Source organism: Peribacillus sp. NPDC058002, assembly GCF_042886655.1.
Taxonomy (GTDB): Bacteria; Bacillota; Bacilli; order Bacillales; family DSM-1321; genus Peribacillus; species Peribacillus aracenensis.
In genome coordinates this window covers 37,517-59,092 of sequence record NZ_JBHVQU010000005.1, presented here as the reverse complement: position 1 = coordinate 59,092, position 21,576 = coordinate 37,517, and the positions used below count along the sequence as shown (strand labels likewise).

General features: G+C 36.2%; 18 protein-coding genes and 2 pseudogenes. 4 read left to right on the top strand and 16 right to left on the bottom strand.

What is annotated here, in order from left to right:
* Positions 1–17: 17 nt before the first annotated feature.
* From ACFVSH_RS02375 to ACFVSH_RS02300, 16 genes and pseudogenes are all read right to left on the bottom strand, one after another.
* Positions 18–479 carry a RidA family protein gene (locus ACFVSH_RS02375; protein WP_387704652.1) on the bottom strand — a complete coding sequence of 154 codons (462 nt, stop codon included), beginning with the start codon at positions 477–479 and terminating at the stop codon, positions 18–20.
* Between the two features lie 23 nt (positions 480–502).
* Complete coding sequence (locus ACFVSH_RS02370) at positions 503–2,125, bottom strand: N-acyl-D-amino-acid deacylase family protein (RefSeq protein WP_387704650.1); 1,623 nt, start codon at positions 2,123–2,125, stop codon at positions 503–505.
* A 14-nt stretch (positions 2,126–2,139) separates the two neighbouring features.
* The gene (locus ACFVSH_RS02365) at positions 2,140–3,228 is read right to left on the bottom strand and encodes an alanine racemase (RefSeq protein WP_387704648.1); all 1,089 of its coding nucleotides are present in this window, start codon (positions 3,226–3,228) and stop codon (positions 2,140–2,142) included.
* A gap of 29 nt (positions 3,229–3,257) precedes the next feature.
* Entirely contained in the window at positions 3,258–4,601 is a 1,344-nt protein-coding gene (locus ACFVSH_RS02360) for a GntT/GntP/DsdX family permease (protein ID WP_387704646.1), read from the bottom strand.
* Positions 4,602–4,824: 223 nt separating this feature from the next.
* Positions 4,825–5,613: an IclR family transcriptional regulator gene (locus ACFVSH_RS02355; RefSeq protein WP_387704644.1), complete on the bottom strand. Its 789-nt coding sequence runs from the start codon at positions 5,611–5,613 to the stop codon at positions 4,825–4,827.
* A gap of 602 nt (positions 5,614–6,215) precedes the next feature.
* Positions 6,216–6,371: pseudogene (locus tag ACFVSH_RS02350) on the bottom strand (Glu/Leu/Phe/Val dehydrogenase dimerization domain-containing protein); the annotation flags it as partial.
* A 1,031-nt stretch (positions 6,372–7,402) separates the two neighbouring features.
* Positions 7,403–7,714, bottom strand: coding sequence for an excalibur calcium-binding domain-containing protein (locus tag ACFVSH_RS02345; protein ID WP_387704642.1), 312 nt, complete (start codon positions 7,712–7,714; stop codon positions 7,403–7,405).
* A 243-nt stretch (positions 7,715–7,957) separates the two neighbouring features.
* Entirely contained in the window at positions 7,958–8,137 is a 180-nt protein-coding gene (locus tag ACFVSH_RS02340; protein ID WP_387704640.1) for a hypothetical protein, read from the bottom strand.
* 81 nt (positions 8,138–8,218) lie between these two features.
* Positions 8,219–8,467 (bottom strand): hypothetical protein, encoded by a 249-nt coding sequence (locus ACFVSH_RS02335; protein WP_387704638.1) that lies wholly within the window; start codon positions 8,465–8,467, stop codon positions 8,219–8,221.
* 877 nt (positions 8,468–9,344) lie between these two features.
* Complete coding sequence (locus ACFVSH_RS02330) at positions 9,345–10,538, bottom strand: M20 family metallopeptidase (RefSeq protein WP_387704667.1); 1,194 nt, start codon at positions 10,536–10,538, stop codon at positions 9,345–9,347.
* A gap of 94 nt (positions 10,539–10,632) precedes the next feature.
* A pseudogene (locus tag ACFVSH_RS02325) lies at positions 10,633–12,074 on the bottom strand (MFS transporter).
* 1,079 nt (positions 12,075–13,153) lie between these two features.
* A complete protein-coding gene (locus tag ACFVSH_RS02320; protein WP_387704636.1) occupies positions 13,154–14,386 on the bottom strand; it encodes a M20 family metallo-hydrolase in 1,233 nt (410 codons plus the stop codon).
* A gap of 16 nt (positions 14,387–14,402) precedes the next feature.
* Positions 14,403–15,161 carry an IclR family transcriptional regulator gene (locus ACFVSH_RS02315; protein ID WP_387704634.1) on the bottom strand — a complete coding sequence of 253 codons (759 nt, stop codon included), beginning with the start codon at positions 15,159–15,161 and terminating at the stop codon, positions 14,403–14,405.
* Complete coding sequence (locus tag ACFVSH_RS02310; RefSeq protein WP_387704632.1) at positions 15,154–15,804, bottom strand: AroM family protein; 651 nt, start codon at positions 15,802–15,804, stop codon at positions 15,154–15,156. Before ACFVSH_RS02310 ends, ACFVSH_RS02315 begins: the two co-directional genes overlap by 8 nt.
* 685 nt (positions 15,805–16,489) lie before the next feature.
* Positions 16,490–16,645 carry a hypothetical protein gene (locus ACFVSH_RS02305; RefSeq protein ID WP_387704630.1) on the bottom strand — a complete coding sequence of 52 codons (156 nt, stop codon included), beginning with the start codon at positions 16,643–16,645 and terminating at the stop codon, positions 16,490–16,492.
* A 188-nt stretch (positions 16,646–16,833) separates the two neighbouring features.
* Positions 16,834–17,109 carry a hypothetical protein gene (locus ACFVSH_RS02300; RefSeq protein WP_387704629.1) on the bottom strand — a complete coding sequence of 92 codons (276 nt, stop codon included), beginning with the start codon at positions 17,107–17,109 and terminating at the stop codon, positions 16,834–16,836.
* A 645-nt stretch (positions 17,110–17,754) separates the two neighbouring features.
* Between ACFVSH_RS02300 and ACFVSH_RS02295 the strand changes: the two genes are divergently transcribed.
* From ACFVSH_RS02295 to ACFVSH_RS02280, 4 genes are read left to right on the top strand one after another with little or no spacing between them, the layout of a single operon-like run.
* Positions 17,755–18,486, top strand: a complete 732-nt coding sequence (locus tag ACFVSH_RS02295; RefSeq protein ID WP_387704627.1) for an IclR family transcriptional regulator — start codon at positions 17,755–17,757, stop codon at positions 18,484–18,486.
* A gap of 15 nt (positions 18,487–18,501) precedes the next feature.
* Entirely contained in the window at positions 18,502–19,863 is a 1,362-nt protein-coding gene (locus ACFVSH_RS02290) for a dihydroorotase (protein WP_387704625.1), read from the top strand.
* Between the two features lie 18 nt (positions 19,864–19,881).
* Complete coding sequence (locus ACFVSH_RS02285; RefSeq protein WP_387704624.1) at positions 19,882–20,082, top strand: DUF3311 domain-containing protein; 201 nt, start codon at positions 19,882–19,884, stop codon at positions 20,080–20,082.
* Entirely contained in the window at positions 20,079–21,557 is a 1,479-nt protein-coding gene (locus ACFVSH_RS02280; protein WP_387704622.1) for a sodium:solute symporter family protein, read from the top strand. Before ACFVSH_RS02285 ends, ACFVSH_RS02280 begins: the two co-directional genes overlap by 4 nt.
* Positions 21,558–21,576: the final 19 nt, after the last annotated feature.

Sequence of the window (21,576 nt, the reverse complement as noted above, 5' to 3'; positions counted from 1 at the left end):
ACACTCACTAACTACCATTATTCAATCTCAACAATCATTTCAATTTCAACTGGAGTATTAAATGGCAATTCATTAGATGAAATAGCAGAACGTGCGTGTTTTCCTTTTTCACCAAATACTTCTTCTAATAATTCTGAAGCCCCATTAATTACATATGGTTGTTCAACAAAACCATTAGCAGAGTTAACAAAAGCTAACAACTTTACAACTTGCTTAATCCGATTAAGATCCCCAATATGTTCTTTTAGTACAGCCAAGAGATTAATCATAACTTGACGTGAAGCTTCATACCCCTGTTCAACAGTAAGATCACTTCCTACCTTGCCCTGATACATTAACTTTCCATTGATTCGGCAATCTGCACCAGAAGTGTATACAAGATTTCCAACGGTTTTTGCTGGAACGTATACAGCCGCAGGTGATGGAGCTTTTCCTAATTCAATTCCTAGTTCTTTAAGTTTTTTTTCAATGTTTGTCATAATCGTATCTCCTCTTTATTAATTTAATGTTTACAACATGAACATGAATCTAACAGTCGCGTTCGAGTGGATCGAACCATTTGACCGTTTGATGAAAAAAGATTCCTTTTATGATCAATTGTTTTGATTCCATTTACAATAACGTAAGAAATTCCCTCAGGATATTGTATTGGATCCTGATAGTTTGATATATCTTTTATTTTTTTGTAGTCAAAAACTGTGAGATCTGCCTGATAGCCCGGAGAAAGTAACCCTCTTTTTCCTAATGAGAATCGTTGCACAGGAAATGAGGTTACCTTTCGGACAGCTTCTTCCAATGATAATATCTTGTCTTCGCGTACATATTTAGCAAAAAGCCTTGGAAATGTTCCAAATGTACGTGGGTGGGGTTTACCGGTTTCACAACCTAAACTATCAGATATAATGAGTGATTTATCCCACTTAATGACTTGCTCCACATCTGAACTCGACATATGGTAATAAACAATCCCGATATTCCCACTTTCTTCAAGAAGCAAATCAAGGGCTGTATCAATTGAATCTTTTCCTAATTCCTTACTAATATCTAAGATGCTGCGTCCCTCAAATTGTTTATTAATAGAAAGAGATGAAACAATCACATTCTGCCAACCTGTCGATACGACTAAGTTATCCCAATCTTTTTGTTCCTCACTTACTTCTTTTTTAATTTGTTCACGAGTAGAAGCATTACGAATGCGCTCTAAACAGTCAGAAATACCACCTTCAAGCGACCATGGTGGAAGTAAGGTTGTAAGTGTAGTTGAACCGGCATCATATGGATAAACATCACAAGTTATATCCATACCTCTTGCACGTGCATCTTCAATAAGATCAATAGCCTTCATGACATCACCCCAGTTTCGTTTACCAGCAGCTTTAAGGTGACTAACATGTAAAGAAACTCCACTTTTCTCCGCAATCCAAATGACTTCCTTGACTGAAGGAATTAAGTTATTCCCTTCTCCACGAATATGTGTGGACAGTAGTCCATTGTATTTAGGTAAAACACTACATAACTCTACTATCTCCTCTTTAGCAGCATATCTCCCCGGAGAATAGAGTAAACCGATCGATAAACCGATTGCACCTGCTTTCATCCCCTCCTCAAGCAAATATTTCATCGCTTCCATTTCTTTTTTTGCGGCTGGTCTGTTATCAAACCCCATGACAGCAATACGTAAGGCACCATGTGCTACATAGGTAGACACATTTTCTGAAAGATTTGCTTTTGACAATACGTCAATATATTCTTCTACTGTTTCCCATGGCCATGACCACGGAGTATCTCCAATTACCGGCTCAATATACTCTTTCAACAGCTTTTCGCGTTTTTTTATAAATGGAGCTGGAGCTAACCCACAATTTCCTACAACCTCTGTAGTTACTCCTTGTTGCAACTTAATATCGTAATTGGAATCTTTAAGCACTAGCAAGTCCGAATGAGAATGCCCATCAATGAATCCAGGGGTAACAATCTGGCCTTTCGCATCAATTACGTCCTTACTTTCTACATCTACAGTTCCAACATGTGTGATGATACCATCTTTTACACCCACACTTCCAAAAAACCATGGATTTCCGGTTCCATCTACGATACGGCCATTTTTAATCACAAGATCAAGCATTTATCTCTCTCCCTTTATTGTAATTTGCCACGTGCCAAAACAGCGTATCTTTCACAATCACCAAATTGATCTATAATTGACACTTCATTATGGAGATTGACAGTACTACAAATATGATTAGGGATAACCTGAAGCACATCACCTACGCGTAAATTCGCATCTCCTTCGATGTGAAGCATTCCGTGTTCTTCTGTCACCCTTTCAAGAGTGACATTAGGATGTCCAACAACTTTGCCAAATCCTTTTAAGAGTAAAGGAGGCTGATTAGGCTGCACATCTGTTGCAAATGTTTTACTTCCCCCATCAATAATCGCTAAATCGTGAGACGGCCTGCTTACAACCGTTACATGAACAGTTGCTGCACATTCTTCCTCGGCACAGCATCCGTACTTTTCCTGCATTGCATCATAAAAGATGTAGGTCCCCGGTCTAATTTCTGTGACACCGGTGACCTCTGCCGCAAATTCAGATGTAGGAGTAGATCCTACACTTACGTCACGAATATCGATGCCTTCATGTCTCATTTGTTTTGCTAAGTTCACCATTACTTGGCCTTCCTCTATGCCAGCTTCTTTAAGCCGAAGGGTCGTTTTTCCATTTAACACCGGTCCTCTAAACGTATAAATCCCTGTTAATTGAAGATTGGGAAGGACTATAATTTTTTTTGCAAGTTCCAGTGCCTCATTATATATAACACCAGTTCTACGTAAACCCGTATCAACCTCTAATCGAACTTCTAATTTAATATTTGACTGAGAGGCAAACTTCGATAACAAGATCGCTCCTTGTAAACTATCTATCGCTACAATAAGTCGAATACGCTTACTTAATTCAATAGCTTTTATAATCTTTTTTTCAGTTACTAAAGGATAGGCGATAAATATATCATTAATTCCATAATCAGCCATTACCTCAGCCTCTGATACTTTTGCCACCGTAATTCCTACCGCTCCGGCATTGAGTTGCTCTTTTGCTATGTAAGGAATTTTATGTGTTTTGATATGAGGCCGTAAGCTAACTTTATTACTACTCGATACATCAGCCATTTTCTTAATATTATTCATAAGTTTAGACCGATCAATAATTATTGTTGGTGTATCCACTGTAAGTCCCCCTATAATACCCGGAATTTTCAGACAAAAAAGCTAATAATAAAACATAAAACAAATCCAACACAACCAATTATAGTTTCTGTTACAGTCCATGACATTAATGTTTGCTTTTCTGTCAATCCAAAGTATTTACCCACCATCCAGAATGCTCCATCGTTGAAGTGAGATAATACTGTTGCACCAGAGGCAATTGTAACCACGATTAATGCTAACATAGGTTGAGATAAGTCTATTTGTTGAATGGCTGGCAACATTAAACTTGACGTTGTGACCATGGTAACTGTTGCAGAACCTAAAGCAACTCTAATAGCAGCAGAAATTAGAAAAGCAGTGATGATAAGCGAACCTCCACCAAAATCCGACATTACATCTCCTATAATCTTACTTGTACCTGTATCAATGAGTATCTGTTTAAAAATACCACCAGCACCGATAATTAATAATATTCCTCCGATTGGTTCAAATGCTTTTGTAGTAATCGATTGGAGATCAGTATTTGAAAATCCTCTTTTCTTTCCAAGTACATATAGTGTCAATAATACTGCAATCGTCAAGACAATAATTGGGCTTCCAAGAAATTGTAATGCGACGTATCCACCGCTATCCTCAGCAAAGAATAGATCGGCAAAGGTACCTGACAACATTAAAACAAGAGGAAGCAAAACAAGAATGATTATCAACCAAAATCCTGGCAATTCTTTATTGTTATCAAATTTAGGTATTTCAACATTTTCAGGAAGTAAAACTGGGATTTTTTTTGAAATAAACCTACCATAAAACACCCCAGCAACAATAGCAGCAGGCAACCCAGTTAGAAATCCGAATAGTATTACCCAACCTGTATCAGCTCCTAATATGGCAATCGTCGACACTGGTCCCGGATGTGGAGGGAAAAAGCTTTGAGTCACTGCTAAGCCGGATAAAAGTGGGAGTCCAAAATACAATATTGGTTTATTGGTTCGTCTAACAACCGAATACAATAAAGGAATAAGTACTACAAATCCTACCGTGAAAAAGACTGGAATCCCCACGAGAAAACCTGATAAAACGAACGCCCAATTCAGTCTTTTTTCTCCAAACTTATCAATTAACGTTGAAGCGATTCGTTCCGCTCCCCCAGATACATTCAATATTTCACCGAACATCGCACCAAGACCGATAATTATTGAGATTTGAGCCAGGGTTTCACCCATTCCTTTTTGTACAGATTCGACCACTTTAATTGGGTCAACACCTGCAAATAATCCAAGAAGTACACTAACAATCAATAGCACGAGGAAAGGCTGCATCTTTTTTACCATTACTAAATAGAGTAGAACAACAATTGCTAGGACAAATAGTAGAATAAGAGTTGATGATGACATAGTTACGTCTCCTTTATTTCATATATTTCGTCAACTTCAGATTAAGCTAGTGATAATAGGCATTGAGGTACCGGATAACGCTTTCATTTAACGATTGCACATTCTATGTATTTGATGCGAAAACATATTGACTTTGCCTTCCTCGATATGTTAATACAATATAATTCGTTCACATATGCGAACATTGTTCGGTATTATGTTTAAAAAAATCTCGACTTCTCTATTAATTATTAATGAAAAGTCGATCGTTTCTATATCCAAGTCGCTTTGAAATCCCTAAAGCTGCCTCAACTAAAAATTCGGAATATTTATCCTTTTCATCATCCTTCATCCTTGTCGCCAACCCGGCAACACTGATTGCGGCAACTGGACGGTTGGATTCATCATAAACAGGTGCAGCTATACAAAAAACATCTTCTTCGTTTTCTCTATCATCAATGGAATAGCCTCTTTGGCGAATTTGATTCAAGTTTTCAATAAGACTATTATAACTTGTAATACTATTTGATGTTCTTTGGATAAATTCCGTATTGCCCATTAATTCTCTTACTTTGTCATTAGAATATCCCGCTAAGATAGCCTTACCTAAGCCGGTTCTATACATGGGATTACGATTCCCTAACGTTGCAGTAGTTCTAATAGAGGAAGGAGCTTCCACTTTGTCTAAATAAACAACTTCACCATCAGACTCAATGGCTAAAAATGCCGTTTCACCCGTTTTGGTCATCAATGTTTCCAGGTAGGGTCTAGCCTCTTTATGCAAATCTGTATTATACAGATAGGCCGCACCCACTTCGAATAATTTCAAACCTAATTTATAGATCTTTAAGTGATCATCGACTTGAAGAAAACCTTTTTCAACCATCGTAGTTAAAATTTCAAAAGTACTGCTCTTAGGGACATTTAATTCACGACTAATTTCTGATACAGTTAATGGTTGATCCTCTCTGGACAACAAAACCAATATATCCATAACTCGTGATGCTGATTTATTTAATTTTACATTGCTCATAACTTACACCTCCCTTGTTCACATATACAAACACTGTTCGGAAATTTATTTATTTGTATTTAGGGTACACTTTTTAAAATACATTTGTCAATAAAAATTCTACAAAATTCCATTAGGATATTCAAAAGATCAGGAAAACATCGAATAGGCTCTAACCTAATTTTGCTACATGTGGAATTAAAGAACGTAAACCTCGTAAGTCCTTGTTTTCCCTCATACAAACCATGTTAAATTTATTTTGATTCACAGGGAGCTCCTGACCCTCAGTTATTTTTATTTAAGTGTACAAATGGAGAGCCAATCATAAACTTTAATTAATTAGCTCTCCTTTGTATGAAGATTTCAGTATCGGATCTTTCCGATGGCGAGTTCCTTCTTGGAAAGAGTAAGCTATTTTGATTAAAGTTGGTTCTGTAAATCCTTTGCCGAGTAGTACCTTTCCTATTGGCAGATAGTAGTCACTGAAACAGCCGGAACCGAGAAGGCGGCTTAAGCGATTAGCATTATAAGCTCCCTGATTTTCTCAATCACCTCTGGCAAAGCAGTCGAAATAGGATAGATAGGCACATCTAGCTCTTTTCTCATTCAAATGGAGAATGATTTACCTCTTCTTCGCTCACTTCCGGATGGAAAAGCACGCCCCCTTTTGTAGGGCCTACTGCATCATTATGTTGGGGACGATAGCCCGTAAAGATTTTAACAGAACCGTCATCCATTTTGACAGGGATACGAACCGTCAGCATTCGAATAGGCTCTTTTTAACTTGAATACATTGTCCTCTTAGCAGACATTATACCACCCCATTGTAGAATAAAAATTTCCAATCATACCTCTTGTTGTCGTTTCTTTATCTTTTAATACCCTCTCAATCAAAATCTTCTTATGAAATCACAAATGGCGATGCAAATCGAATCACCATATCATGCGTTTATTTACCTAACAATCCTTCTTCTTTTTATCTTTCTCTATGGTAGTGATAGATAAGGATGCCAAAAACACCCCAGAATCCGTGGAATGCAACTATATCACAGGGTGTTTGTTACATTGCAAATTCTTTATCTTAGTAGAGACGGATCTACATCTTTTGGTATTGGACAAATGTAGGCTTCTTCGCCAAGTTATTCTTTTAGCTCACGTTTACATTTCTCAAGAAGTTCTGGATTTTTCATCACTTCAAGCGCCGTACCTGCTAAAACTTTTCCTGCTCTTTCGAACCCCTTTAAATAAAGTCAACCGATATTACTTATGAACAAAAAGGAAACGCTCAAAGAAACTTTAGATACTAAACATTAATTCCTGTCCACTTATGTGTAAAACAGAGATTTTACGCAAAGATGATTTGTTTACCATCCCTCTCTCTTGAACCGAAAGCTGCGGCTTGGTACCAATCCTTATTTTCACAAGGTATTTAAAAAGAATTACGATTGAGCCCCTGGAGCTTTTTATAAAGTATAGAAACATGAAAATATATGTTTATTCAACTAATTGAATTGTGGCAAATGATGATTTTATCATTTTAAGCGACCAGTGAGCTCGTAACGTATATAACGTGAACAAGTAATAATTGTGAAAATGCAGCTATAAAAATAAACAATTGCTTTAATTAGATGAATGTACTTCCTTGCTTTGATTATAATGAATTCACTTATTTTTTAGCCTGCCACTTCGGGGTTGATTCTTCCTTCCAATTAAAGCGAAAAAGCGTCCAACTTTAATGAAATAAAGTCGGACGCTTGGGCAGAACGAAACTTCTTCTTTCCTAAGCCCACTTTGCAGCAGGCTTATTTTATTACTTTTCACATGCAATTCCATCATTATCACGATCTAAATCATCATTATTTTTCATTGCTTCCTTATAGATTGTAGATGAAATTTTAGTGCCTTTAGACAGTGGTTTATAAGTTACTTTTTTCGTTTTCTTACTAACTACCTTGTTTTTAGTTTTAGAAGACTTTGCAACACCTTTGGAATACTTCTTGTTAAACTCTGTGCAATTTTTATACGTTTTGGATGCAGCTTCTACCTCATCACCATTTCCTGTACCAACTGATATTCCTAAAACTAAACCAAATGACAATACTACACTTAATAATTTCTTCATTCACCCCTACCCCCTTAGAACTATAAATTCAACCTTTATTCTCCATCTAAAACCAAATTTCCGCAAATGTTTTTTCAAAAAAATTAGCCCCTAAAAAGGCTATATCAAACTATTACTTTTTCAAATGGTTGGAAACCTTGCGTTTAAACTTCATTTTGTGACCAAAATTAATCATCGTACCTGAACAATCAATTGCTTCAAAATTTAAGTTATCTAACACAACTTACATAATCTTGATAAATATCAAAGCATAGTATTAGACATTTCTTTAACTGAAAATTCACCGGTTTTAGTCAACGATTTAACCTGCGTAGGAATAACTTCCTTAGAATGTACATTAACTAACTTTACTTCTAAAACAGCAGAATTCTCAATAAAGATCTCGAAACCACTTCCAAATTCAAACATGTCTTCTTCTTTCACTCGGCCCACAAATGGGGACATGCTTTCCATTTACCTACATAGTATGGTATTGTCCAGGTGAATATGCATATACGCAAGGCATCAATGGTGGTACCGTTCCACACCCGTTGTTGTATGGATTGACCCTTTTCCGATTGCTTGTTGCCTTTGATTTCCCCCTACACCTGGTTTTTGAGGTGTATTCTCACCAACCGCTTTTCGGTGTTCTGACCTTCCACTGTTTGCTACGGGTGGATGGGTAAAGGTCTTTCGGCCCGTGCCTTCTTTTCTTGACTGATATTCTTCATGACGCTTTTTATTTTGGTGGCTTCTGTAAGCTTTGGCGACCATTCTTTTGGCTCCCTTGAATCCTGATTCCCCAGCATCCCCCATCTTATCAAGTGTATTAGTTGTTGCTCTCTCGACAACTTGCTGACCTTGAATGTTCAGGCTGGGACACGATATAAAAATAACGCTAGTAGCATCCTGAAGAATATATAAGGTAAAAGACTCTCTCTTTTACCTTATATAACTCACCAAAAATAAATATCAGACAGAGAAAAAGATTCTTATATGTTCAATGAAGAAAGGGGAAAAATGAATGTAAAACCTTAATCTAGCTGTTATGGATGCCCCAGTTTCTCAATATTCCTTGGAAACTTAGGGTAGTACGTATAAAAACTATCGACGAAATGGGGTTGCGGGAATGCTAAACGACGATAATTTTTGTGTAACTTTAATGGATAGCAAAGGAGTCCATTATCTGAATGCTTTCCACAATGAATCCATCCAGGAATGAAGAGCAGGTGAACAAGAGCCACAATGTTTGAAGGAAGATGTATATGTGGGGAAAGCATGCAAACAGGTTTTGCAACATCTAAAATAAAATAACTTTAAGCCGAACAAATCATCTGTGAGGTGGAGGTGATGCAAATGCTGAAAAAAGAACAACTTCAAGAAGGGGTGAAGTCTGTCCAAAGCGAGATTGAACTTATACATAAATTATTTGGAGTAGCCACATAATTCATAGATGAAAAGGATTTTTTATGATTCTATGTTTCTAACAGGTCATATTTGCACCAGAACCTTTTAATCATACCCAGAGGCCTTTTTGATACCCAAAACTCATTTTTATTCATTTCAGGAATGCTGGTCCTATAAATAAAAAAGACGCGTTCCTAAATAAACGCGCCCTATTCTGGAATAACTGAAATCTGTTCTAATGTTTCTAATTTCTACTTTCTTTTGCTGAAATTCCATCACTGTAAGAAGCTACAACAGCAGCCATCGCTTTAGCACTAATGATAAGGCTTTTTTCATTGATATCAAATTTAGGATGATGATGTGGGTATGCTTCACCTGATTCAGGAATAGCACCAACATAGAAGAAACATCCTGGTACTTTTTCAAGGTAGTAGGCAAAATCTTCTGAAGGTGGCTGTGGGGGTGTTTCCAAAACAGCTTCAACTTCTGGTATGGATGCATGTTCTAGAGCTTGACGTACATGTTCAGTTACTTCAGGATCATTATATAGAACAGGATAGTCATTGTTATATTCAAGAATAGATTTTACTCCATATGATTTTTCTAATCCTTCCGCAAAGGTACGCACTTGTGTTTGTATGATTTCTCGAGTCTCAGGAGACATTGTTCGAACATCCCCTTCAATTGTAACTGCATCTTTGATTACATTGAATGTACCTTTTCCATCAAAATTACCAATGGTAATCGAAGCTGTATCAAATGGGTTGATACGGCGGCTAACGATTGTTTGTACATTCATGACGAATGAACTTGCTGCAACAATGGCATCATTTGCTAGATGTGGAGAGGAACCATGTCCACCTTTACCTTGAATAACTAATTTAAAATAAGATCTTCCTGTTTGCGTGTTTCCACTTCTATAATAAATATTTCCTGTTTCCATGTTGCTCATTACATGAATTCCAATGACTGTATCAACACCTTCAAGGACACCTGCTTTTATCATACCGAGTGCGCCACCAGGAGGAGCTTCCTCAGCAGGCTGATGGATGACTCTAATTGTACCTTTTAATTGATTCTTCACTTCAGCTAATGACTCAGCTAATATCAACATATAGGCTGTATGTCCGTCATGACCGCAAGCATGCATAACACCTTCATTTTTTGATGCGAAGGGAAGACCTGTTTCTTCCTTGATTGGTAATGCATCAAAGTCAGCACGGATCGCGATGGTTTTTCCTGGTTTTGACCCTTTTATTGTTACAACAATTCCACGCTGACCACCGAAATTTGTTTCTACAGAATCGACTGGTACATTCTTGTAGAATTCTGCGATGTATTTAGCAGTTTCTTCTTCTTGGAATGAAAGTTCTGGATGTTCATGAAGAAAGCGGCGAATCTCAATAATACACTCTTTTTTTTCATCGATTTTCTTCATTAATTCGTTCAATAGCACTTTGTCATTCCTCCTTAATTTGATTAATGAAAAGGCTTGAGACCTATTCAATTCATCACTATACCCATTTTTTTATTTAATGACTTGGTTCTGGCTCAGTATTGTCCTTGTAATCTATTTTTGCTGCTTTTTCGTTTGTTGTTTTTCCAGTATCTTTTGGCACTAATGCTATTATAGAAATGATTGAAAGTATACCAAAGATTACGTTTGCGATAATACCCGCTGTTGCAGCAACTTCGACACTACTAACTGCTGCAATGGCACCATAAACAGTAGCAGAAATCGCAACTCCGAACGCTCCACCAAGTGAGCTTGCCATTTTGTAAACTCCTGCTGCTGCTCCAACTTTATCAGGAGGTGAATTAGATACAGAAGTATCTGTAGAAGGGGGTTGCGTATATTCCAAGTCCAAGACCGAATAAAGCAAATCCAATGAACACGGCAACAGTATAGGAAAAACCAGGTAAGAATGTTAAGCCCATTAGTGCACAACCAACTGTTGTTATTATAGCTCCCCAAATCATTGGAGATTTTGCCCCGGATTTTTGTAAAATTTTCTCCCCAACACGAATCATTGCAAGTACTGCTATTAAATACCCGATTGATAACAATCCAGACTGGAACGCCGTAAATCCGCGACCAACTTGAACATACGTATTAGCAACCACAAGTGTTCCAGCTACAGCGTTTAACAAGAAATTTGAATATGTGGCTCCTGCGTATGGTTTATTTTTAAATAAAGAGAAGTCAATTAGAGCTATGTCATTATTTCTTTCCACTTTGACGAATACGATAATCCCGATGATTGTGGATAACCGCACAGATTAATGTAATTGTACTTGTCCAACCCCAATCTTCTCCGCGAGTAATGAAAAGGTTTAATGCAAGCATCGTAATGATAAAAATAACTAATCCAGTATAGTCAAATTTAAAAGCACCAGTTGATTCTGCTTTACTTTCTGGAGTGTCTTTAATAAGCCACATCGCAAGAAGAGCGAAAATAATCGAAAAGATGAAAATCCATCTCCAGCCCATATATGTTGCTATGGCACCACCAGCAAGTGAACAAACACCTGAGCCACCCCAAGAACCAATGGACCAGTAACTGAGGGCACGTTGGCGATCAGCCCCCTCATAATAAGCTTTCACTAAAGCAATTGTTGCAGGCATAATACATGCTGCTGAAATCCCTATGAGGATACGTCCGATAATTAATAATGCTGCGCCTTGAGTCAAAACAATAAGCAGGGAACCGATAATGCTTAAAATTAACCCTAAATACGTAATTTTTTTACGTCCAATCTTATCTACAAGGCCACCAGCTGCAACGATAAACATACCTGAGAACAAGGCAGATAAACTAATTGCTATGTTTAATGTGCCAAGTGAAATGCCTAAATCTTTCTGAACGGCAGGAACAACATTGACCATAGACTGGGCAAAGAGCCAAAATGTGATGACCCCAAATACAATTCCTGTAATCATTTTATTTGTGCCTTTATAACTTGTTGTTTCCATAATTACACCTCCATTACCAGCGTGTTTGTCAAGGACGATTGCATGGCCTTCCCACCCAACAAATAGAAAAGACCCTACACGCTCAATTAGTTTTCATAGAACTTTTTGCACTTCCATTTTTATCCCACTAACAACGACGCAGTGATTGATTATTTATATGTTCCTGTTTAAATATTTGCTGATTAATTCTAAAATATTCCGCTTTGGGTTTCCTGCCCTCCGAACGTTTAACGGATATGGAAGGCAATACTTTAGCTTTTCTAGCATCCATCTTCTTTTGGACTTCCCAGTGCGTTAGGTGTTTGACTGGTTCTCTTGAAGCTGCATCTTCTTGTTTGCCTTCGATTTTTGTGGCTGTATTACGATGCGGGGAAGTTGCTTTTCTGGCTCAAGTACCCCCTCTACAGCGGCGAAACACTATCCACCGAATACCTGATGCTGGGAGCAAAAACTTCATAATAACAAACGGAACCCCATATAAACGTAACAAGTTGTTCACCTATTTGCTTATTAGGGCAAACTTTGATAGGGAATTTCATAGAAAATCTTGCTAATAAATTGAACTAATAATTTTTTCATCTGACAAAATGTATGAACGATATAAGGCTATCTGCCTTTACCTTGAAGTTAAAACGATCAGTAAGATTCTCAAAATAATTTAGCGAACTGAACTAACAGTTCTTAACTAGACGATAATGCTGGAGGCTTGAGGGCTTTTAATTTATCTTAGTCTCTTAGTAGGTAAATCTAACGGCTATCATATTACTTTCTTCTATATGAATTTGGAAATGTATACAACTCCTCCTTGATATTAGATGTATTCTATGCAAACCCCCGTTTTTCTTAGTATAGATACTTTTCTAACAGGATTAAATTAAGTACTCTCCTATGTTAAAAATGCATCTTTTAAAGTAATAAACGTTGGTTTGACTGTCGAAAATATTCAAGTGCCCTACCGGCGGGGAGGGTAACTGACCGGTTACTAACATGAATTTTTCTTGCCTCTCACAATAAATGCATTTACCTAAACAACAAAAAAACCATTAATCATTTAATAATGAAAAATGGTTTTTAAAAACCTATTTTGAAAATTCCAGAACAGCATTTAACATTGCCTTTGCTCCTAAATATAAATCTTCTTTCTCTGCCCATTCTTCTGGACAGTGACTTCTACCATCTTTACATGGTATGAATATCATCCCTACTGGTGCTAACAATGACATTTGATTTGCATCGTGACCTGCTCCACTTGGTAATTCAATCACTTTATCAGTTATAGATCTACATGATTTATTTAATAAATTTTTAATTTCATCCCTTACTACTATTGATTTAGAACGAGAAATATTTTCAGTCCTCACTTTAACATTTCTCTTATCTGCTATTGAATTAACCTTTAATAAAAATTCATTGGCTACTTTGTCAATAACGTCTTCAGAAATACTACGAATTTCAACTGCAAATTCTACTTTACCAGGGACCACATTGGAAGCGTTAGGGAAATTATTAAATACGCCAACAGTTCCAACAACAGGCTGCTCAAATTTCTCATTGGCCTCTTTTTCCAAAGAAAGTGTCATTTCAGATGCTGCTGTTAGCGCATCATTTCTCATATCCATTGGTGTTGTTCCAGAATGATTTGGTATTCCATCTACAGAAACCTTATAGCGCTGAATTCCTACAATCCCTGTCACAACTCCTAAATTGGCATTCTTTTTTAATAACACAGGTCCTTGTTCAATGTGCAATTCTAGGTATAAAGCGATTGAATCTTTCTCTTTTTTACACTTGTGTATTTCTTTCGGGTTTCCCCCCGCATATGATATAGCGTCTGCTAATGATTGCCCTTCAGAATTGGTGTAAGACAGCATTTCCTCTGTTAAATTACCAGACCACGCACGACTCCCAACTGTGGATAGCCCGTATTCAGATGGTTCTTCAGCGGTAAAATCGACAATTTCAACCGTATGTTTAATTGGAATATTTTGTTCCTTTAATGATCTTACAATCTCTAAACCTACTAGAACACCAGCGATTCCATCAAATCTTCCGCCATTTGGAACGGTATCCGTATGAGAACCAATAACAATAGGAGGCAGATTAGGTTCTGTTCCAATTAATCGCCCAATTACATTAGATGCTTCATCCACTTCTACTTCTAAACCTATATCTCTCATTTGATTTATCAACCATTCTCGACCTTCATTATACTTTGCAGTAAAGGACCTTCTTGTCCAAGGTTGCTGCTCAATAGTTATTGCCGCTAATTCATGAATTGTTCCCCATAATCTTTCTTTGTTTATTAATTCCATTTCTTCACCTCATTAATTATTTCAATAATAAAGACATCTTACTTGATGCCTCTAAAACTTTTTTTGCAAAGTCATTTATTATTTCTTCCGTGAATTTTTGACTTATTCCTAATATGCTTACAGATCCTATGATTTTTCCGGTTTTTGAGAATATAGGTGCTGCAACTGCACTGATGCCTAAATCTAATTCCCCGTGACTAACTGCAAAACCATTCTTCTTTATTTCTATTAATTCTTTTTCAAGTATTCTCACTGATACTATTGTGGAATCTGTAAACTTTTCTAATTCCTTTCCATTTATGATAGTATCTATCTTTGGTTGAGGAATAAAAGCCAAAACTACTTTCCCAGATGCTGCAGCGTGTAAAGGGGAATATCTTCCAATGATATGGGTGACATGTACGGATTCATGACTATCTATTTTATCAATACATTCCACTTTTTCATCTACTAGAACAGATAGTGTCACGGTCTCTGCACATTGTTTAGATAATTTTTCTAGTTCGGACCTTAATATACGCTGCAAAGCTTCGTTTTGATCAAAACGATCAACAATTATATTAAATTCCTCAACTCGTAAGCTATAATCACCATTGTCTTGTTGGAAAACAAAGCCTCTTTTTTGTAAGGTTTTTAATATTCTGAACATGGTTGATTTATTTATATTCATTTCCTTCGATAATTCTCCAATGGATATTGGTCTGTTTATTATCGATAGATACGTTATTACTTGTAATCCTTTATCTAAAGTTGATAGTATATCCGGACTACTCATTTGTAATATCCTTAACTTTTTTAACAACTAAATCTTGAGCGTTATAGCAAGTACAATGATGTTCTTTTTCAATTTCATCTACCAATTCATATTCATACCCATAGCAATCCAAAATTACATGGTTTGAATTATACAAATTAATCTCCCTGTTTATTTCATCCAGTACACTTTCAGATTTAGGATGAACAGCTACAAAATGTTTTTTTCCCTCCACACTGTCCCATTTAATTTTTGCTGATTCCAACTGTTCCTTAATAGGGACAAATATTATTGTTGTATCATTATGCTTTATATCTCGTACCTTTTCCTTCATTTCATTAATTGGATAAATTATTTCAGTTTGATTAGATGTACATTTAAATTCGCTCATACATAGCAGCGCAATGGCCTCAGAAGAATCCGCATATTCTTTTATTAATTTTCCAACTTTTTGTTCAATAATTTCGTGATTAATATTCGCCATTCCATTTTTCAGTACGACGTATAATTTTTCTTCACCAGACAGTTTTTCTAACATATTAATTTCATCTAGAGAAACTTTATCAAGTGCACCAATTAGTTGAACATCCATAACACCTCCTAAATTAAACGCTTTCATCAAGTCATGTCTAGGAGTCTGACCAATTGTAATTAAAGTAATCATTATATCCCACCAATTTTTATTTATTGTTTCTAATATAGAAACCTTCATTTCTATATTATGAATAGTAAGAATATTACCTAATGTAGATTACATTGTCAATTTACTGAAATAAAATAAAAATTTAAAATGCACAAAATGGCCTGTAATCGTAATTAAACATGAAAAGTGTTGCAGAATGTTTTTTCGCGTTCTGAAAGGAAGTAGGTAATGACTTAATTTAATTCATTAGGAGGTGACAGGCAGTTCAAAAAACAACACATCTATCGCGAAAAGTCGGAATAAAACGCCCAAGAATCATGGAGTCGTGACCCGCACCGCTTGGCAAAAGAATAGGTTTAATGCTGTTTGGCCTGGACAGATTTCTTTAATTTTAGCATCAATTTTTCACTAATTGGCAAGAGTTCGTTTCTGATGATTTCGTTGCACTTCAATTCTAGCCTGTGTTTTTTGGAGATGTTTTTGCCGTATTTATTACTAATACGATACAACGATGGCGACAGCAGTTTAACTCACCATCCCTGGAAGAGATTGAATGGCGTAAACAAGTTCTCCTGATGCTGCAAGAGCATCTTTTCTATGATACATCGGAGTGCTTCCTGCATGTCTAGCGGTTCCCAGATAGGTGATTTCCAGCCAGTTTGGACCAGCAATACCGTTAACAATGCCATCAGGTATACATCATCTTTCAAGTTGAAATCTCAAAATGAACTTCAATAAACGCCTCCACCTCCCCTAATTCTCGTTTAGCAGAAGCAAATTGTTCATTGGAAAGACCGACCTGATTAAGTACTTGCTCAAAACTGCTACCTTTATAATCAGTTAACGCCTTTTGTTTCTCCATATCCACGATTCCAACTATTGCACGGCTTCCGGTAAAACCGTTTAAATCTCGCTCCTTCTACGTCAGTGAAAATAACCACCTCGTTAGGAACGTTCCGGTAGATAACTTGTTTCTTTCCGCGCTTCAACCACTTCAATCGCAGCCAATACACCCAACGTACCGTCAAAATGCCCTCCATTGGGTAAGGCCTATATGCAATATGATAAAAGAATAGGGAGATTTTTATCTCTGCCTTGGAATCTTCCAAACATATTACCGGCCCCATCCTCCTTTATCTCCATCCCCGCTTCCGCCATCCATTTCATCTCAAGTAGTTTTGCTTGTTTCTCTTCTTTTGAAAAACCGATACGGTTAGCCCCCCCCGGATTCGGTACAACCAATTTCTGATAAAATGGCAATCCGACTCGCCAAGCGTTTTCCACCCCTGACCGATCAAGATAAATATCGTTATAGTTATTAATCAATTGAGCGTAGATTTCTTTGCTTTCGTTGTATTAACATTCATTCCCCATTTCTATCACATTCTTATTGAACTGCTGAAATTAACGGTTACCTCATGGTTGATGTACTTAAAGTACGGAAATATTGGAGTTTTTGTTCAGAAAGTTCAAAAAAAAGGTAATTTATTAGCATATTAAAATCAGAGCTTAAAACAATCATTTTTGAAGTACTCCCATACATTTTCCAGGTCACCTAACAGATAAACAAATGAAAAGTTAAATAATAATTGCAAATAAAATTCCACGAATCAGTGTGATTCATAAGGTCACTCTTGTCTGTATCTAAAACATCAAAATGTAACCTATCATCTACTCTTGAAACTTCCAATTTCGTTGGAGGTGTATTCTGACCGTCGTTAATAGAATTTATCAACTTATCACCAAATTCATTTGGTTCATTATGGATTTCCCTAATTGTACCGGTAGTGAGTGAAAAAGAAGATTCAATATGTACACTACACGTTCACTTTTGTTATGAAATGAAATTAATAAAGCGCTTGCAAGATCCGTTTAGATAATATATATTTATCAATATTAGATAACGCATTATCTAATATTGATAATGATTCATTAAAATTGTCTCATTATTTTGTGAAAGGAGGGATTATAGTGAGTGCAGAAAAAACTTTAGAAATTTTGGAACAGTTTGATTTTGAAACAAGAACACTTTCTGTTCCTGAACTAGCAGCTAAATTACAACAACCGCAAAGTTCAGTATATAGACATATGAGGATTCTAAAAGAAAAAGGGTATATTATTGAACATTCTCCGGGATTGTATAGTTTGGGATATGTTTTCTTAAAGTTAGCTAAAATTGTGAAAATGGATATTGATCTACCTGTAATATCACAAGAAGCAATGAGAGAATTGACAAGGTCCACAGGAGAAACATCCATTTTATTGGTACATTCGAATTTACAAGCTGTTTGTTTAGCAGCCGTTCCATCAGGGCATCCAATAAAAGTCTCTTCTGAACAAGGAAATATTGTTCCTATTTACGGTGGTGCTTCCTCTAAAGCTCTATTGGCATATATGGGTGATCAGATTGTTGAGGATATTTTCAAAAGAGGAATTGTAAAAAAACATACTAAAAAAACTATTCTAGATTTGGACGAAATGTTAAATCATTTAGAGGACATCCGTCAGAAGGGTTATTCATTTTCAGATAGTGAAATTGACGAGGGAGTTATATCTTATGGCATGCCGATATTTGACAGTGATAATAAACCAGTTGCTTCTTTAAGTATTGCAGGCCCTAAAGAAAGAATGGAGAAAAAAGAGAAGAATGAAATTGTAAGTGCAATGAAAAAAGCAGTTGAAAAAATAGAGAATCAATTATAAAAGGAGTTTTTAATTATGAATAAAGTAGATAGCATTATTAAAGGGAAAATAGTGTTGAAAGATAAAGTAATCAAAGGTGAAGTGGGAATTACAGAAGGCAAAATAGTTAGTATTCATGAAGAGTCAGGAAATCTAGATTCTGAAAATATTAAGGACTTTGGTGATTCGTATGTATTTCCTGGAACGATTGATGTACATGTTCACTGCTTTAGTAATCCCGATGAAGGTTTTGTTACCACTAGTACATCAGCAGCAGCAGGTGGTATTACAACATTTTTAGATATGCCGTATGACCTACCTAATCCAATTAATAATGTTGATCAATTCAAAAAGAAAGTTGAACAGTTAGAAGAAGAAGCAGTTGTAGATATTTGTTTATGGGGAACGATTTCAAAAACGGGTGGAACAGATCAGATTATTCCTTTAGCAGAAGCAGGTGCTGTTGCATTTAAGATGTCTACCTTTGAAACTGATGAGTATCGTTTTCCTAGAATTTCGGATCCTGAAATATTAAGGGCAATGAAACTAATTGAGGAGACAGGTCTTCGAGCAGCTTTTCATTCGGAAAACGATGAAATAATCGTAGATATGATTGATCAATATCAGAAAGATGGAAAGGTTTACCCCAAAGCACATAACGAGACTCGTCCCCCTGTTACGGAAACAAGTGCAGTATTGAAGTTATTGGAATTTGCGTATTGGACTAATGTAAAACTTCATATTGTTCATGTTAGTCATCCGAGAACAATAGATATGATTAATGTATTCAAAGCTCAAGGAGTAAAAGTGTCTTGTGAAACATGTTATCCATATCTATTAATGGATGTAGATGATTTAGATAAATATGGGCCTATTGCTAAAAATAATCCTCCTTTAAGAGAAAAAGAAGAAGTTCGAGGTTTGTGGAAACATATCAAAGAAGGAAACATAGATTTAATTTCCTCTGATCATGCTCCATGGGGAGCAGAACAAAAAACTAAAGGAAACGATAATATTTTCCTTGCTTCGTCGGGGTTGCCTGGTGTTGAGATTATGACACCTTTAATGTTTAATAGTACAGTTTCAAATGGTGACTTATCCCCCAATGACTTTGCAAATTTAATGTCTACTCATCCAGCAGAAGTATTCTCTATACCTGGAAAAGGCCAAATCAGTATTGGATATGATGCTGACTTCACTGTAATTGATCCAAATCAAAAAACTGTTATTGATCAACATTCATTTAAATCTTACTCGAAATTAACGCCATTTGATGGACAAGAGTTAAATTGTAAAATTATTTCTACAATTGTACGTGGAGAAGAAGTTTTCGATGGGGTAAATGTAACTAAAAGCCCTGGATACGGTAAATTTATTGCCGGTGCAGCAGCAACATAATTTGAAGGGGGATGTAATATGAAAGTATATTACTATTTAGCCATATTACCATTTATAGCAATTTTGGGCGGGGCTGCTTTTGTAAATAAAGTTGAACCATATGTATTAGGTATACCATTTTTCTTGTTTTGGATAATACTTTGGGCAATTCTGTGTTCAATGATCATGTTCGTTATTTATCGTTTGGATCCTATAAATAAGGAGAATGAAGAAGAATGAATACAGCGCTGTTAATTATCACCTTATTTTTAATTATTAGTATAGTATTAGGACTTTTAGCCAAACGTGGGAAAGATATGAGTATGGAACAATGGGCTATAGGTGGTCGTGGCTTCGGAGGGATATTTGTATTCCTACTATTAGCCGGCGAAACCTATTCAGTTTTTACATTACTAGGAACGAGTGGTTTAGCATTTAATAACGGTGCAGCAGCTTTTTATTTATTAGCTTTTACTGCTCTAGGAACCATAACGTCATATTGGATATTACCTCCTATTTGGAAATATGCCAAAGAAAACAACGTAGTATCTCAATCCCAATTCTTCTCAAAAAAATATAATAGTACAGGACTTGGAGTATTTGTTGCGTTGGTAGGTGTAGTTGCTCTTATCCCGTATATCACGTTACTCTTTAAATCAATGGGAATACTAGTCGAAGCAACGTCGTACGGAGCTATCTCTTCGAATGTAGCCGTATGGGTGGGAATGTTTGCATTGTTAGTATACGTTATGGTTTCAGGAATACATGGATCGGCATGGACTTCTGTAGTTAAAGATTTCTTAATATTCTTTGTTATCTTATTTTTGGGAATATATTTACCAATTCATTACCACGGAAGTTTTGGGGGATTATTTCAAGCGGTTAGTGAAGTTAAGCCTCAAGCATTAAACCTGCCAGAGAAAGGATTAAGTGTTCCATGGTTTGTCTCAACTGTTGCAATAAGTGCATTTGCGTACTTTATGTGGCCACATAATGCACCTACAATATTTGCCTCTAAAAACGCAAAAGCTTTTCGATTAAATGCAGTATTGCTTCCGATATACGCTATTATGGTGTTATTTGTTTACTTTGTTGGATATACAGCAATTGTTGAGCTTCCTGATTTAAAAAATGGAGACTTTGCCATGTTAGAACTTTCAATGAAAACTTTTGATCCATGGTTTGTCGGTATTATAGGTGCAACAGGATTGTTAGCAACGCTAGTTCCAGGATCGATGATGTTAATGTCAGCGGCAACAATGATTACGACCAACGTGATAGAACCTCTAAAGCCAAATATTTCTGATAAAAATAAAGCTGTCTATGCAAAAGGCTTTGTCGTTTTGTTATCATTAGTTTGTGCATTTTTCTCAATGAGTGAAAATAATACTTTGGCTACTTTATATTTGACTTCATTCAGTTTAATTACTCAAATGGCTCCATCATTGTATTTGAGCTTAAGTAAGAACAATCCGATTACAAAATATGGTTCTGGCTTTGGAATGTTTATAGGTGTAGCGATCGTTATTTACGTAACATTTACTAAAACAACAATGGCAATATTATTTCCTTCACTTCCAGTTATGATTCAAGATTTAAATATTGGAATAATAGCACTAGCTGCCAATATTGTTATTATGTTTATAGTAAGTTTATTCACAAAAAAACAATCATTTGATTCGTCTGTGATGAAGGAAAGTTTTAAACAGGTCTAGTTACGATCATATCCCTAAT